8 protein-coding genes are annotated in these 15,879 nt (G+C 70.1%); 2 read left to right on the plus strand and 6 right to left on the minus strand.

Features of this window, described 5'->3' with window-relative positions:
* Positions 1-2: 2 nt before the first annotated feature.
* Both RT688_RS10905 and RT688_RS10910 read right to left on the minus strand, forming a co-directional pair.
* Positions 3-1,883: a ferrous iron transporter B gene (locus RT688_RS10905; protein WP_313704905.1), complete on the minus strand. Its 1,881-nt coding sequence runs from the start codon at positions 1,881-1,883 to the stop codon at positions 3-5.
* A gap of 3 nt (positions 1,884-1,886) precedes the next feature.
* Positions 1,887-2,144, minus strand: a complete 258-nt coding sequence (locus RT688_RS10910) for a FeoA family protein (RefSeq protein WP_312551070.1) — start codon at positions 2,142-2,144, stop codon at positions 1,887-1,889.
* Positions 2,145-2,354: 210 nt separating this feature from the next.
* Here RT688_RS10910 and RT688_RS10915 point away from each other — a divergent pair, with 210 nt between their 5' ends.
* Positions 2,355-2,567, plus strand: a complete 213-nt coding sequence (locus tag RT688_RS10915) for a bacterioferritin-associated ferredoxin (protein ID WP_313704906.1) — start codon at positions 2,355-2,357, stop codon at positions 2,565-2,567.
* Positions 2,568-2,671: 104 nt separating this feature from the next.
* Positions 2,672-3,142: a bacterioferritin gene (gene bfr / locus RT688_RS10920; protein WP_312551072.1), complete on the plus strand. Its 471-nt coding sequence runs from the start codon at positions 2,672-2,674 to the stop codon at positions 3,140-3,142.
* 181 nt (positions 3,143-3,323) lie between these two features.
* On the opposite strand, the gene RT688_RS10925 is transcribed toward bfr, so the two are convergent.
* The 4 genes from RT688_RS10925 to RT688_RS10940 form a co-directional block, all read right to left on the minus strand.
* The gene (locus tag RT688_RS10925; protein WP_313704907.1) at positions 3,324-4,967 is read right to left on the minus strand and encodes a CehA/McbA family metallohydrolase; all 1,644 of its coding nucleotides are present in this window, start codon (positions 4,965-4,967) and stop codon (positions 3,324-3,326) included.
* Positions 4,968-5,079: 112 nt separating this feature from the next.
* Entirely contained in the window at positions 5,080-6,150 is a 1,071-nt protein-coding gene (locus tag RT688_RS10930) for a sugar-transfer associated ATP-grasp domain-containing protein (protein WP_313704908.1), read from the minus strand.
* 149 nt (positions 6,151-6,299) lie between these two features.
* The gene (locus RT688_RS10935) at positions 6,300-7,154 is read right to left on the minus strand and encodes an outer envelope protein (protein WP_313704909.1); all 855 of its coding nucleotides are present in this window, start codon (positions 7,152-7,154) and stop codon (positions 6,300-6,302) included.
* Positions 7,151-15,646 carry a GH36-type glycosyl hydrolase domain-containing protein gene (locus RT688_RS10940; protein WP_313704910.1) on the minus strand — a complete coding sequence of 2,832 codons (8,496 nt, stop codon included), beginning with the start codon at positions 15,644-15,646 and terminating at the stop codon, positions 7,151-7,153. The genes RT688_RS10935 and RT688_RS10940 overlap by 4 nt, the downstream gene beginning before the upstream one ends.
* Positions 15,647-15,879: the final 233 nt, after the last annotated feature.

Consider the following 15,879-nt stretch of genomic DNA (forward strand, 5'->3'; position numbering starts at 1 on the left):
GCTCAGCCTCCGCCCAGCGCCAGCGCGACGCGGTAGGTGATGAAGGAAGCGACGTAGGCCAGGGCGAACATGTAGCCCGCCATCATCCAGGCATATTTGGCGCTGCCGGTCTCGCGGCGCACCACCGACAGGGTCGACAGGCACTGCGGCGCGTACACGTACCAGGCCAGCAGCGACAGCGCGGTCGCCATCGACCAGGAGCCGGCGATCAGCGGGCCCAGGGTGCCGGCGACGTCGTCGCCCGAGCCGGCCAGGGCGTACACCGTGCCCAGGGCGCCGACCGCCACTTCGCGCGCGGCCATGCCCGGCACCAGCGCGATGCAGATCTGCCAGCCGAAGCCGATCGGCTCGAAGATCACCGCCAGCGCGCGGCCCAGCATGCCGGCCACGCTGTAGTAGATCGGCGGTTGCGTCGCGCCTTCGGGCGCGCCCGGGAAGCTCGACAGGAACCAGACCAGCACCATCAGCGTGAGGATCAGGGTGCCGACGCGGCGCAGGAAGATCATGGCGCGTTCCCACAGGCCGATCGCCAGCGTGCGCAACTGGGGCCAGTGGTAGGCCGGCAGTTCCATCATCAAGGGATGCTGGGCGCTGCCGCTGCGGCGCTTCATGTACCAGGCCACGCCCATCGCGCTGACGATGCCCAGCGCGTACAGCGCGAACAGCACCAGGCCCTGCAGGTTGAAGATGCCGACGGCGCGGTCGGGAATGAAGGCCGCGATGATCAGCGCGTACACCGGCAGGCGCGCCGAGCAGGTCATCAGCGGCGCGATCATGATCGTCACCAGGCGGTCGCGCGGGTTCTGGATGGTGCGCGCGGCCATCACGCCGGGGATCGCACAGGCGAACGAGGACAAGAGCGGAATGAAGGCGCGGCCCGACAGGCCGACGCCGCCCATCATGCGGTCGAGGAGAAAAGCCGCGCGCGGCAGGTAGCCGATGTCTTCCAGGATGAGGATGAAGAAGAACAGGATCAGGATCTGCGGCAGGAACACCAGCACCCCGCCGACGCCGGCGATGAGGCCGTCCACCAGCAGGCTGCGCAGCGGGCCGTCGGCCATGCCGGCGCCGATCCACTGGCCGATGCCCTCGACCGTGCCGGTAATGAAGTCCATCGGCGCTTCGGCCCAGCTGAACACGGCCTGGAAGATCACGAACATCATCACGGCCAGGATCACCGGGCCGGCGACCGGATGCAGCACCACGTTGTCGATCGATTCCGACAGGTTGCCCTTGTCGTGGGCATAGCTGGCGCAGGCGTCGACGATGCGGCGCACTTCGCGCTGGGTCTGTTCGACCGGGACGGCGTCGATCGCGGCCAGCGGCTGCGGCTTGACGCCGGCGTCGAGGTCGATGCGGTCGAGCACGTCCAGCAGCGCGCGCTCGCCGCCGGCCTGGATGGCGACGGTTTCCACCACCGGCATGCCGAGTTCCTTCGACAGGGCCGCGGTGTCGATCTCGATGCCGCGCTTTTTCGCGACGTCGACCATGTTCAGGGCCAGCACCATCGGCAGGCCGAGGCGCTGGATCTCCAGCACCAGGCGCAGGTTCAGGCGCAGATTGGTGGCGTTGACGACGCAGACGATGGCGTCGGGCGCGCTTTCGCCCTTGCGCAGGCCGGCGACCACGTCGCGCGTGATCGCCTCGTCCGGCGTCTGCGCCGACAGGCTGTAGGCGCCCGGCAGGTCGAGCACGCGCAGCGCGCGTCCGGCGGGCGAAGTGAAGCTGCCTTCCTTGCGTTCGATGGTGACGCCGGCGTAGTTCGCGACCTTCTGGCGCGAGCCGGTGAGACGGTTGAACAGTGCGGTCTTGCCGCAGTTCGGATTACCCAGCAATGCGATCAGGGGCGCGCGTGTCGCCACCTGTTGTTCCATGACACCCATCGATTATTCCGGCTGAATTGATACGAGTGCGGCCTCGAACTTGCGCAGCGCGAAGGTCGACTCGCCGACCTTCACCGCCACCGGGCCGCCCGGCAGGCCGCGCTTGAGCATGCGGATGCGTTCGCCCGGCACGAAGCCCAGTTCCATCAGGCGACGCGGAACGTCGGCACCGCCCTGCGCGGTCGGCGCGAGGTGGATCACGGTGGCAGTCTGCCCGACCTTCAGGGCATCGAGGGTGGTCAGGGTGGGAGCAAGAGTCATGGCAACGTTCCGTTGATGTGACGCACTATATGTAGCGCTGATGAGACAGATACTAGCATCATAAACCTAAATGCGAATTATTTCTATTTGCAGGATCGATACGCAACAAAAACGCTTGCGTTCCCCGCCGAGTTTCAGCAGAATAGAACACGAATGAGAACGATTCTCATTATTAGACAAGCAAGCTTAATACGGTACCAAGGAACCACGATGATCGTCTGTGTCTGCAACAACATCTCCGACCGTGAAATCCGCCAGGCGGTCGACCTCGGCATCACCTCGGTGGCCGAGCTGCGCAAGGAACTGGGCCTGGGCACCTGCTGCGGCAAATGCGTCAGCTACGCCCGCGAAGTCCTGCACGAAGCCATCGACAGCAAGACGACCGTGACCGAATTGAGCTTCCGCTCGACCCAGCTCGCCTGAGCTGGCTCTCCCCTGCCGGGCCGGCATCTCGCCGGCTTTCCGGCACGCCTTGACGCGCCCTTTGCTATGATTGCGTCAACATCACCACAACAAGGTAAACAATCATGAAGGGCGATCCCAACGTCATCCGGCTGCTCAACGCGCAGCTGACCAACGAACTCACCGCGATCAACCAGTACTTCCTGCACGCGCGCATGTACCGCCACTGGGGCTTCGAGAAGCTCGGCAAGAAGGAATACGACGAATCGATCGGCGAAATGAAGCACGCCGACAAGCTGATCGACCGCATCCTGATGCTCGACGGCCTGCCGAACCTGCAAGCCCTGCACAAGATCCTGATCGGCGAATCGACCCAGGAAATGCTGGAATGCGACCTGAAGCTCGAACGCGCCGCCCAGCTGACCGTCAAGGAAGGCATCGCCGCCTGCGAAGCCGCCGCCGACTACGTCTCGCGCGACCTGCTCCTGATGATCCTGGAAGACACCGAAGAGCACATCGAGTGGCTCGAGACCCAGCTCGACCTGATCGTCAAGGTCGGCATCCAGAACTACCTGCAAAGCCAGATGGGCGAATAAGCCGTATCGCATCGCACTGGAAAACGGCGGCCCTTGGGGTCGCCGTTTTTGTTTGCTAGCAGCGCCGACGTTCTCGTAGGGTGGGCACTCTGTGCCCACGCGGCGATACGCGCGGGACGATCCGCCTGCGCACCTGGATGCTCAGCCGGTACGTATCCCCGCGTGGGCGCAGCCGCCCACCCTACGGTGTTTGCGTCACCCACACCGGCGCCGACCACAGCACGTTGCCGTCGGCCTGCGTCACCTTCGCATAATAAAAATGCGCCCCGGGCGCCGGCGTGAACGTCGTCGTCGCCTCGCTCGACAATTGCGCGACCATGCCGCCGCGCCCCGGCACCCCTTCCATGATCGCCACCGCCGCCACCTGCTTGCCGGTCGTGCTGGCGAAGTTCGCCACCAGGGTCAGGGGCCCGCTGTTGGTGAAGCGTTCGCCCATCAGGCGGCCATTGGCGGTGAGGACCAGTTGCGAGCCCTTGTCCATGGTCGCGAATACGCGCCGCGCCCGCACTGCCTCGACAAAGCTGTCGCGGCCCAAAGCCGTGCCGTTCGGGACCAGGATGCCGGTGCGGTTGCTGTAGGCCGTGCCCCAGTTGGCGCAGTGGTTGTCCTGGTTGGTGCTGAAGGCAACGTGAAAGCCCGCTTCCAGCAGCTTGTTGCAGGCCGCCTCGTAATTGCTGCGCCGGGTTTCGCTCTCGCGGTCGTTGGTCGAGAAGGCCGTGCTGTTGGCCACCTCGCACAGCGCCATCGCCTCGTCGCCGTCCTTTGTATAGCCGAGCGCCTGGCCGTCGATGGCGAACTGGCCGCTGGTCGACGGGTGGTTGAACTGGCCGATCCAGCCGCGCTCGCGCATCAGGGTGTACAAGGCCGCGTAGTCGCTGCGCGGCGTGGCGACGTCGGCCAGCAGCTCGCCCTTGCCGTTCTTTTCCCAGCCCAGCAACTGGTCGCTGTTGAAGATGTTGACGTGCCCGCCCTTGTTGATGACGCCCCACTCCATCCCGTACAGCGCCAGGAAGCCCGGGTTGGCCGCGCTGTAGGCAGCTGCCGTTTGCAAGCCCTTGCGGTAGAGGCCAATCGCCGCGGCCGGATCGGCGTTCGCGTTGGAGCCGTCCGAGCCGTCGTACATGTGGTTGTGTTCGGAAGCGACCAGGATGTCCAGCCCATGCTTGTGGGCGTAGGCGAATGCCGTATCCGGGCCGTATTTCGCGGTCAAGGGGTCCTGGGCGCCCTTGCAGTTGTCGAGCTCGGCGCCGCCGTCGCTGTGGTTGGTCTGGCTGTGCAGGTTGCCGAGGTAGACCGTGTAGGGCAGTGCGCCGGTTGCCGGCGCAGCCTGCAGCGTGCCGCGCCCCACCGGCAGCGGCGCGAACTGCGGCGTCGCGGGGGCCTGCGCCGGGCCGATCTCGATCTGCCAGCTCTGTTCGTGCACGTCCGCCGACGGCGCCTGCTCGTCGGCGTCGCGGCTGCCGGCGCGCAGCCGCACCTGGTAGATGCCGGCGGCCAGCTTGCCCGCATCCAGCCCCGACCAGGCGACCGGCACCGCGACCGGGCCGTGAGTCATGGGCGTGCTGTCCTGCCAGCGGCGCACCACGCGGCCAAGGGGGTTGATGAGTTCGAGCCGCCAGTCGACGCGCTGGGCGCGGCGCGCGTTCGGGTAATCGAAGGTCAGCGTGAAGGTACGCGCATCGGGACGCGCGGCATCCGGCGCCCGGTAAGGCGCGTGCAGGGTGGCTTCGAACTCGCTGTGCTCGTCTATGGCGGCTGGCGCCGAAGCGCAGCCCGACAGAAGAATGAGGGCGAGGAAGGATGGCGAGAGGATTGAAGTTTTCATGATGCAATTTTTGCAATTGCATCACTTATGCCCCTTGCGCCAGCAACAAAAACCGGTGCTACTTATTACAGATATTTTGACAAAAAGACAATATCAATACTTCAGGCAACCATCAGGCCGCGCTCATCCACCGATCCACCTGCTTCAGCGGCAAATTGATCCGCGCACAACCAATCTGGTCCGGCCGCACATTCAGCTCGATCATGCGCGGGCCGTCGACGCCGATCGCGACGTCCACGCCGGCCACGTTCACGTGCGGGAAGGCCTGCAGCGCGCGCATCGCCACTTCCTGGCACTCTCTCCAGTAGGGCAGCTGCACGCCGCTGATGCGCCCGCCCGTGTCCGGGTGCGCGTCCATGGTGTCAAGCGGATTTTTCGCGTTGGCGGCATGGGTCAGGATGCCGGTCGCCAGGTCGACCGGGCAGAAGATGCCGCCGCTGCTGGTGTTGTCGACCAGGCTGCCCTTGCGCCCCACGCGCAGGAAAGCGCCGGCGATGCGGCATTCGCCGCGCGCCTGGTAAAGCCAGATGCGCAGGGTGTTGAGCGAATTCGGGTGGATCGCCGCCAGCACCGGATGCTGCGGCAGGTAGTGTTCGACGATGTAGCCGTCGCGGTTGTTGCCGCTCTTGTCCCACCACTCGGCCAGGGTGGTCACCGCGCCGCTGAAGGGATGGACGAAGACCGGCTGGCCGTTCCGCTCTTCCACCTGGAACGCGAAGAAGCCGGCGCCGCCATACCCCTCCACCAGCTTGAAGCAGATTTTATTGCCGACCAGCTCGCGGCTCAGGGCCTCGAGGTCGGCCAGGCTGCGCAGCGCCGTACCGTCGGCGCGCGCGCCGCGCTGCGGATGAATGAAACCGATGAATTCCGGGGTCGGCACGCCGACCAGTTGCAGGATCGCCTTTTCGATTACCTTGTGCTGGGAACTCTTCTGGTAGGGACGGCGGTTCCAGCGGTCGATGAAGTCGTTGTATTCCTTCTTGTTGACGTGGGCCCACTTGTCGGCGAAGGGAACCGAGGTGCGCCACCAGCGCGCCTGCAGGTAGTAGCCGGGGCCGATGCGGCGCACCAGGAACAGGGCCGTCATCTCGGCGAGCTGGCGCCAGAACGGCAGGTAAGGCTGATCGGCTTTTCCGGCGCGCAATTGCGACCAGGCGCGCTGTATGTCTTTAATGACTTGCATTCACAATCCAGTGTTCGTCAACTCGGCGCAAAGGCCTCGAAATTGCCATTATATTATGCAATTCCGATATGCAAACATTGAAGCGTGTGCGGCGGCGGCAGGGGCTGTCGCGCCGCCTGCCGCCGCGTTGCGGCTCGGTTTCTGAACGATCAGAAGTGGTACTCGGCCCGCACCATCGGCGTGCTGGCGCGCTGGCCCTGGCCGCCCGTGGTCTTGCGCGTGTTGCCGAACTTGTTGTTCCAGAACTGGTACTCGAGGCCGAGGCGGAAGCGGTTCTTCGGCTGGCCGAAGTGATAGCCGATGTCGTACATCAGCGCCATGTCGAGGTTGGTCTCGGCGCCGGTGCCGTTGCCGACCTCGTCGCGGCCCTTGGCGGCGATGTAGTTCAGGTAGCCCTCGAAGGACAGGCGCTCGGCCACCGGGATGCCCCAGGTCGCCGACAGCATGGCGTGGGTGTCGTAGGTGTAGCGGCCGTTGACGTTCGAGATCGGCGGGAAGGCGCCGCTCGGGGCGTTCGATTCGCGCAGCAGCAGGATGCTGGTGTTCAGGAAGCCCGGCACGTCCCACATCAGGGTCGGGCCAGCAACCAGCATGCGCTTGCGCGAGTTGTAGCCGACGTCGTTCTTGGTGTTCCAGTCGAAGCCGAAGGTCAGGCCCACGCCCTTGACCGCGCCGTAGCGCATCTCGGTGCCGCGCAACGCGCCGATGTCGAGCGTGTGGCGGTAGACGATGTAGGCTTCCTGCGCGCCCTCGGACTGGGTCAGCGAGGCCGGGTCGTTCTTGTCGGACTGCAGCAGGTCGACGTTGAAGAAGTTGCTGCCGTACTTGTAGCCGCTGGCGTGGGTCAGCGCAAAGATGTGTTTCGAGATGTGTTCCGGATTGTACGGCTCGGCGAAACGGGTGCCGTAGCGCCAGCTGACCGAGGTATCGCTCCAGTCGGCGGCGTGCGCGGCGCTTGCCGCCAGCAGGAAGGCGGCACCGGCCGCCAGCGTGATTTTCTTCATGTGATGGACTTCGACTGAGGTTCTTCGCTTGCCGCCGCAATGGCGGTCCCATGCCAGCGCGCGACCAGCAGCTCGACCCGGTGCGTCCGGCCGTCGTCGGCCAGGGCGACCTGGTTGCCCTGTTCTTCCCGGCCGTCGACCAGCAGCGCGTCCGCCTCGGCGAAGCGCACCTCGATCTCGTACAGGGAATTACGGTAGCGGTAGTCCAGGCGAAAGCCCGGCCACCCGCGGGGCAGCTGCGGCGACAGCACCAGGCGCTCGCCCTGCCGCCCGATTCCGAGCAGCGATTCGACGATCAGCCGGTACGTCCAGCCAGCCGGGGAAGTGTACCAGCTCCCGCGCCCGCAACCAACGTAAGGATGAGCTGGCGGCACCTCTTCCGCCATCGCATAGGGTGCCATCGCGTAGCGCGCGCAGGCTTCCGGCGTCGCCGTGCGCCGCGCCGGGTTGATCGCGTCCAGCAAGGCCCAGGCGCGTTCGCCCTGTCCCAGCTGGGCGAAGGCCATCGCGGCCCAGGCGGCGGAGCGGGTGTCCAGGCGCTCGCCCTCGTCCGCCGCGAGCGCATCCAGCGCCCTGGCCGCGCGTTGCGGATCGGCCACGCCGGACAGCACGCTCCAGCTCTGCGCGTCCCGGTCCGCCGGGCCGGGCGGGCTGCCGTCCTCGCCGGGAGTGCGGCGATAGCGTTCGCCGTCCCAGGCGTGCTCCTCGGCCTGGGCGGCGAGCACCTGGGCCGTCGCGCGGCAAGTGGTGGCGAAGCCGTAGTCGGCGCGGCGCTCGGCCAGCCCGGCGAAGCGCTGCAGTACCTCGGCCATGAACCAGCCCAGCCAGGTGCTTTCGTAACCGCCCTCGCCCTCGCCTGCGTGGACGGGCAGGCCGTGCGCGCCGAAGCGCATTGCGTGGCGCAGCGCGCGCACGCAGTGTTCGTATAGGTCGCCGCGCAGGTTCGATTCGGCCGGCTGGTCCTCATGTGCCCCAGCTCCCGGCTCGGGCGCACGCCCCTCCAGGTAGGGCAGCGATTCGTCCAGCACGGCGTCGTCTCCGGTCGCGGCGACGTAGCGGCACACCGCGAACGGCAGCCACAGCGCCTCGATCGTGCCGCCCGTGCGCAGGCCACGGCCGGACGGCGCATGCCAGCAGTGCTGGACGTCGCCCTCGACGTACTGGCGCGCCGCGCACAGCAGCAGTTGCGCGCGCAGCAGCTGCGGCCGGGCGTGGACCAGCGCCAGCGCGTCCTGCAGGACCTCGCCGACCACGGTGGCGCCCCCGGCATGCGCCCACATGCGGCCCGCAATCGCCTGGTACAACAGCCAGCCGTTGGCCAGGGCGTCGAGCGCCGGGTCGGGTGTCGCCACGCGCACGGCGCCCAGGGTCTCGTTCCACCAGGCGCGCACCTTTTCCAGCGCGGCGCCGGCGGCCACCGCCCCGCCGCAACGCCGCACCAGGCCGGCGGCGCCGTATTGGTCGTCGTCGCCGACGCCGAGCACGAACACCAGCTCCTTCTGCTCGCCCGGTTGCAGCTCGAACGCCATCTGCAGCGCGGCGCAGGGGTCGAGCGCGGCGCCCATCGCGGCGCCACCGGCACTGGAAAGCGTGGCGCGCGCCAGCGCCGCCGGGTTGGCCAGGTCGCGCCCGCGGCCGATGAATTCCATGCGGTCGCAGGTGAAGGCGGCCGGCTCGGCGTCGACGTGGAAGAAGCCGGTGCGCCCCGCGAAGTCGGCATGCCAGGCATTGCGCGCGACCAGGGCGCCGCTGGCCGGGTCGCGCCCGGTCACGACGTGCATGGCTTCCTCATGCGCGCGTCCCAGCACCCAGGCGACGTAGCCGGTGGCCGACAGCCGGCGCGGCGCGCTGCTGTCGTTGCGTACCCGCAGCACCGTGTACTTCAGCGGCGCGTCCAGCGCGACAAAGCTGGTCAGTTCGGAATGGATGCCGTGCGCCGCGTGCTCGAACACGCTGTAGCCGAAGCCGTGGCGCGTCAGGTATTCGCCACCGGACGGCGCGGGCAGCGCGGTCGGCGACCAGAATGCGCCGCTGTGCTCGTCGCGCAGGTAGAAGGCTTCGCCGCCGGCCTCGCGCAGCGGGTCGTCATCCGATGCCGTGATACGGAAGTCCCGCCCGTTCTCGCTCCAGCTGGTGGCCTGGCCGCTTTCCGACACCCGCGAACCGAACACCGGGCTGGCCAGCACGTTCGACCATGGCGCCGGCGCGCGCCGGCCCGGCCCGGTGCGGACCAGGTATTCGCGGCCGTCCTCGCTGAAGCCGCCGATGCCGTTGTCGAGCACGAGCTGGCGCGGCGCCGGATCGGGCGCGCGCAGCGTCCAGTTCTCGCTCGCCTCTTCCGGATACATCGTCGGCGGCTGCGGCGGCGCCGGCGCCGCCGCTGCGCAATGCAGCTGCTCGGCCAGGCTGCCGCGTTCGTCCGTCAGCACCACGCGCGCTGCCGCCTGCATCAGCATGCGGTCTTCTGCCGCCATCTGGTCGAAGGCGAGCACGAAGACGGCGCCGGGGCGCCCGGACGGCGGCGCCAGCGCCGCGACGAGTTCCGTGAGCTGCTCGCCCAGCGCCTCGCCCTCGTACCAGATCACCAGGTCGACCGCCAGCCCCTTCAGGCTCCAGCCGGCGTGCGCCTGCACTACCTGGCGCGCCAGCGTGAGGTTCGCGGCGTCGCGCAGGTGCAGCAGGACGAGCGGATGGTCGCCCGAGATCGCGTACGGCCACAGGCCGGACTGGCCCAGCCGGTTGCGCGCAACCAGGGCGGGATCGGCGCGCAGCGCGCGGCGCGGGTACAGCACGTGACCGGCCAGGCGGCCGTGGAGCCGGGCGTCGGCCGGGCCGATATCCAGCGAGGCCAGGAAGGCCTGGCTGTGGGTCCAGGCCAGCGCGAACACGCGCCCGGCCGCGTCGCGGTCGCGCAGCTTCGCCGCCAATGCCAGCGCCGCGGCGCGGGTTTCAGCCACACCCAGCACCAGGTCGACCACCACTTCGTCGTCCGGGGCGAGCGCGAGCACGCGGCGGATCGCCAGCGCCGGATCGGGCTCGGCGCCGTCCGCGCCGGCCAGCGGCGCCCGGCTGCGCAGCGCGGCCGGCAGCGGATTGCCGTCAGCGCGGCCCAGGAAGCGCGCGCGGCTGGTTTCGAACGCAGCCGCCTCGGGCTTGCCGCCGTGGACCGTCATGAGGTTCAGCAGCCAGGGCGGCGGCTCGTCCTGCACGCGCGGCGGCCGCGTGCACAGGATGGCGCCATCGTCGGCCAGGATGGCGCATTGCGCCGGCCAGGCGCGGTCCGGGTCATCCGGCGCCGGCAGCACTTCCACGTAGCTCGTCAGCTCGATCGCGCGCGCCTGGCCGGAGCGGTTGCGAATGCGCATGCGGCGCAGCTCGACGTCGTCCTCGGGCGAGACGACGATCTCGGTGACCAGCTCGATGCCGCGGTCGCGCCGGCGCAGTTGCGCGCTCCCTTCCGGGAACAGGGCTTCGTACTGTTCCGGTTCGGCCAGCGCCGGCTGCCACGCGGCGGTCCAGACCGCACCGCTGTCGAGGTCGCGCAGGTAGCAGGACAGGCCGCCGCCGCCGTCCGTGGCGCCGCCGCGCCGGCGCGTGAGGGCCAGGCCGTGCCAGCGGCTGTCGCCGCCGCCTTCGCTGTCGAGCACCAGGTGATAGCGGCCGTTCGACAGCAGCTGCACCTCGGGCTGCGACCGCCCCGGACGCGGCGCGGCGCGCATCGGCAGCGGCGCCCGCGGCCGCGCCGCCGGCTCGATGTCGGCGACGTCGAAGGCGCCCGACCTCGGCACCCGTTCCTGCAGCAGCGGGAGCGCGGCCCGCAAGCGCGGATCGGCCTCGAAACGCTTCTGCATCGGACGATCGAGCAGCAGGTGCGACAGCGCCAGCAAGCCCATCCCTTGGTGCTGCGCCAGGAAAGCGCGCACGACCGCCTGGCGCTGCCCATGTCCCTGCGGCAGGCGCGCGCCGGTATAGTCGATCGCTTCGTAGAAACCGTAGCGGCCAACCAGGCCGAGCCCGGCCATGCGCTCGAGGTTGGCGCAGGCCGGTTCCGGCGCCACCAACAGGCCAAGCATGGCCGCATGCGGCGCGATCACCAGGTCGCGTTTCAATCCGCGCCGCAGGCCCAGGCCCGGCACGCCGAAGGCGCGGTACTCGTAGTGCAGCGCGGCGTCGACCGTATTGCAGGCGCAGTCCGAGACGCCCCAGGGAACGCCGTGGCGGCGCGCGTGATCGGCCTGGACGTGGACGGCGGCGCGCGCGGACTGGTCGAGCAGCGTGCCGCGCCAGGCCGGCATCACCAGGGAGGGCATCAGGTAGTCGCGCAGCGCGCCGCCGCGCGACAGCAGCACCTGCTCGCCGCCGACCACGCCCAGCTGGCGCCCGAGCGCGAACCAGTGTTCCTGCGGCAGCTGGCCATGGGCGATGCCGATGAAACTGGCCAGGCGCGCTTCCGACGCCAGCTGGTCGCAGGCGGCGTCTTCCAGGCGGTCCTCGGTCACGTCATAGCCGGCCGCCAGCAGCCTCGTGTCGCGGTCGTAGAGCAGGCCGAAATCCATGTCGGCAAAGGCGCGTGCCTGCCCGGCCAGCGCGGCGATCTCGCGCAGGCGCGCGCGGGCGGCGGCCACGCCCTCTTCCACCAGCGCGGCCAGCATGCGCGTGGCCTCGTCGTCGCCGGCCGGGGCGGTGAAAGCGGCCAGTTCGCGCAGCGTCGGAATGCGCGTCAGGCTGGCGTCGAGCACGTATTCGTGCACCGCGCGCATCCACGGCGCCTGCGCCAGCAGGTCGGCATGCGCCGCGCGGCCATCCTCGTCCAGGCGCGCGCACCATGCGCGCAGCTCGGGGTCGGCATCGTCGGGCAGCAGCGCGGGCAAGGCCGCGGCGGCCGCGCTGGCCGATTGCAGGCAGTCGGCCAGGCCTGGCAGCGTGCCGGCCTTGCGGCAGTTGTCCGGGTCCAGCACCTGCGCGCAGTGCGCCAGGGCTGCATGCAAGACGCGAGACGCCGTGGCCGCGTGGTCCTCGACGACGCGCAGCGTGGCGCGCATGCCGGCCAGCGCCTGTTCTCCGGCGATCGGCAGGTCCGCCAGTTGCTCCAGGCCGGCGGCCAGGGTGAGCAGGTGGCCGGCCAGGTTGCCGCTGGCGGCGGTGTCGATGCGGACCGGCGCCAGCGGCGCCAGCGTGCGCGTGTCGTAGCCGGCGTAGAAGTGGCCGTGGTGGCGCTCCAGCAGCGCCATGCTGTCGAAGCTCGCGCGCAGCCGCGCCAGCAGCGCGGACTGGGGGATGAAGCCGAAGTCCCGGGCGCTCAGGGTGGACAGCAAGCCGATGCCGATGCTGGCCGGCGAGGTGCGGTGCGCCAGCATCGTGTCCGGGTGCTCCTGCAGCCGGTCCGGCGCGAACCAGTTGTCCTGCGCGCCGGCCAGGGTCTCGAAATAGTCCCAGTGGCGGCGCGCCAGCGCGGCCAGGAAACGGGTTTGCGCGGCGGAGAGACGCGGCGCGCGCGGAGGGTGCGGCAGGCTGAGCCACCAGGCCAGGACCGGCGACAGGAACCACAGCAGCAGCAAGGGCGCCGCCGCGAACAGCGCGAACGGATGCAGGAAGCTGAGCAGCACCGCCGTGCCCACCGCGAACGCGGGCGCGAACCACATGCTGCGCCAGTTCGATTCCATGTCCGTGCTCGAGCGCACCAGCCGGGTCGAGCGCCACTGCAGCAGCTTGCGGCGCGAGACCAGCATGCGCCAGCCGCTGCGGACGATCGCATCCATGCCGTACCAGGCCCGGTGCGGCAGGAAGGCGGTGTCCAGCGCGGCGTGGCCGAGCGCGAAGCGGGTGTCGCGCCACCAGTTGGCCAGGTGCTGGCGCCACAGCATGTCGTGCGGCTGGTCGGCCAGCCTGACGAACATGCCGAGGAAGGCCGGCAGGAAGAACACGGCCAGCGCGGCGCCGCTCCAGAACGCCGGCTCCGGCAGCAGCGCCCAGCACAGCAGCAGCGCCGCCAGCAGGGTCGGCGCGACCAGGCTGCGGCGCAGGCCATCGAACAGGTGCCAGCGCGCCAGCGGCGGCAGCGGATTCGGCTCGCGCTTTCCGTCCGTGCCCGGCACGCGCGCGCGCAGCCAGCCGGCCAGCTGCCAATCGCCGCGGATCCAGCGGTGGCGGCGCGCGACGTCGTCGCTGTAGCGCGCCGGGACCGGGGCGGCGAGCGCCACCTCGTCCAGCAGGCCGGCGCGCAGGCAGCAGCCGGCCAGCAGGTCGTGCGCCAGCACCTGCCCCTGCGGCAGGCGGTCCAGCACGCGCGCGCAGGCATCGACCTCGTAGATCCCCTGGCCGCCGTAGACGCACGCGCCGAACAGGTCCTGGTCGAGCTCGGGCGCGCCGCGCGCTGCCGGATGGATGCCGTTGCCGCTGCCGTTGCCGCTGCCAAGCCGGGCGTAGCGCGAGGCATCCTCCGGGGGCAGCGCCGATGTCGTGCGCGGCTGCAGCAGCGCGTGGCCGGCGACGACGCGGCGGCCGGCCGCGTCCAGCAGCGGCCGGTTCAAGGGGTGAATCATCGCCGCCACCAGCCGGCGCGCGCCGTCGCGCGGCAGGCTGGCGCCAGCGTCGAGCGCGATCACGTAGCGGACCTCTTCCAGGCCCTCGAGCTTTCCTTCGACCAGGCAGAAGCGCTCGCGCGCGCCGCCGCGCAGCAAGGCGTTCAGGTCGGCGAATTGGCCGCGCTTGCGCTCGCGGCCGATCCACGCGCCCTCGCCCGCGCTCCAGCTGCGCGGACGGTGCAGCAGCAGGAAGGGCGAGCCTTGTCCGGTCGCTGCGCCGTGACGCGCGTTCAGGGCCGCGATCGCCGCGCGCGCTTGCTCCAGCAGTTCGGCGTCGCCGAAGACGGTTTCCTGCGCCGCGTCGGCGAAATCGCTCAGCAGGCAGAAACGCAGGTTCGGATCGCGGTTGGCCAGGTAATGCGCCTCGAGCGCGCCGCACAGGGCCGCGATCTTTTCTTCGCTGTCGAGCAGCGCCGGGACCGCGACCAGCGTGCGCGCCGCAATCGGGATACCGGCGCTCAAATCCATGCGCGGCAGCGGCCTCGGCGTCGCCAGGCGCGCGGCCATCATCCTGGCCAGCGCCTGCCCCAGCTCGCTGGCGCCGAACGCGGCCAGGATGCCGAACACGACCAACAGCGGGGCGCCGGCGCCGCCGCGCCAGGCGTGCACCAGCAGCGCCGCCGTGAACAGCAGGGTCAAGGCGCCAACGGCGCCGAGATACGTCAGCAGCGGCCTGCGCCGTGCGGCACGGCGCAGCGCGGCCAATGGCGCGGCGCGCATCCCCAGCCTGGCGCGCAGCGCCGGCGCGCCGTCGCCGACCAGATAGTAGCCGACGTGGCGCCCGCGCGCGTCCTGTCCGTCCCCCTCCGGGGCCGCGCCGGCCAGCGCCAGCGCCTCGGCGGCGACGTCGGCTTCGCCGCGGCGCGAGGCGCGCGCCAGGCGCTCGACCGCGCGCCGGTAGTGGCCGCGCGTGGCGGCGTCCATGCGGCCATAGCTGCCGCAGGGGTCCTGGCGCAGGGCCTGCTCGACCGGACTCACGGTTTCGAGGAAGTCGCCCCAGTCGACCACGCCGAGCAGGCGCAGGCTGGCGATGCTGTTGGCGAGCGAAGCCCGGTCGGCGGCCTGGCCCTGGTCGTCCGCCCGCACTTCGGCCCCGATGCCGGAATCCTCGTCGGCCAGGCGGGTATCGAGCCATTGCAGCACCTGGGCCAGCGCGCCGCCGCGTCCCTGCAGGCGCCGCGCCAGTTCGGCCACGAACGCACTTCCCATCGGCTGCACGGTGCGCGCCATGTCGGCCATCGCGAGGACCAGGTCGCCGGGGCGGACGCCGGCGGTGGCGATCATGCGCTCGGCCCAGTCCCGGGCCAGCGCGCGCTGCGCGCGTGCCTGCGCCAGGCGCAGCGCCAGGCGGCGCAGGTTCTCGACCAGGGCCAGGCGCAGCATGACCGGGATCGCCCGCAGTTCGGCCAGCAGCAGCGGCGCGCCTTCCTGGTAGGCGGCGACGAAGCGCGCCAGGCTGTCGCGCTCCAGGCGGCCGTCGCCATGGGAGACGGCTTCGAGCGCGAGCTGGTAGGCGCGGGCGTTGCCGTTGGTTAGGCAGGGCAGCGCCCGGGTGTCGCCCGGCGCCAGGTGGTGGCGCGCGAAGCGGACCTGTTCGTCGATCAGGGGGTAATGGTCGAGCAGCGACGCGGCGGCCGGCGCGAGCGGGTCGGCGCCGCCGGCCGCATGCGCCAGGGCGGCACAGGCATCCCGGATCGCGTCGGCATTGCGCTCCAGGCGCGCCAGCAGGCGCCCGGGGAAGCCGTCCCGCACCAGTTCGTGGCGCGCGGCCAGCTGGCGCCCATGCACCGCCATCTGCGCGGCGCTGAACGGCTCGGCGCGCAGCGGGGCCTCGTCCGCGCCGAATGGGCGGACAGGCTGGTACCCTTCACGCTGCGCGCCGGGCAGGAGATGCGATTCTTCGTTCAACAGGGGCCTCGACGATGAGCATGCATGCCGGCCCTTGCGCGGCCTGGCCGGTCTGGAGGGAACACGATGCACGACTGGCGTCATGCTAAGGCGTCATCGGATGAGAAACCGTGCGCTAACGTACGCTGGTGTTGCGTGGGGCGCAAGGTGGCGGCCGCCGGAACGAAACGGGTAGCGGTGCGGCGGTGGCCGCGCAACCGTTATCGATCAGCGCGTGGGCGGCGCCGTAGGGT

Origin of the sequence: Massilia sp., assembly GCF_032106685.1 — a bacterium.
In the GTDB taxonomy this organism is placed as follows: domain Bacteria; phylum Pseudomonadota; class Gammaproteobacteria; order Burkholderiales; family Burkholderiaceae_D; genus Telluria.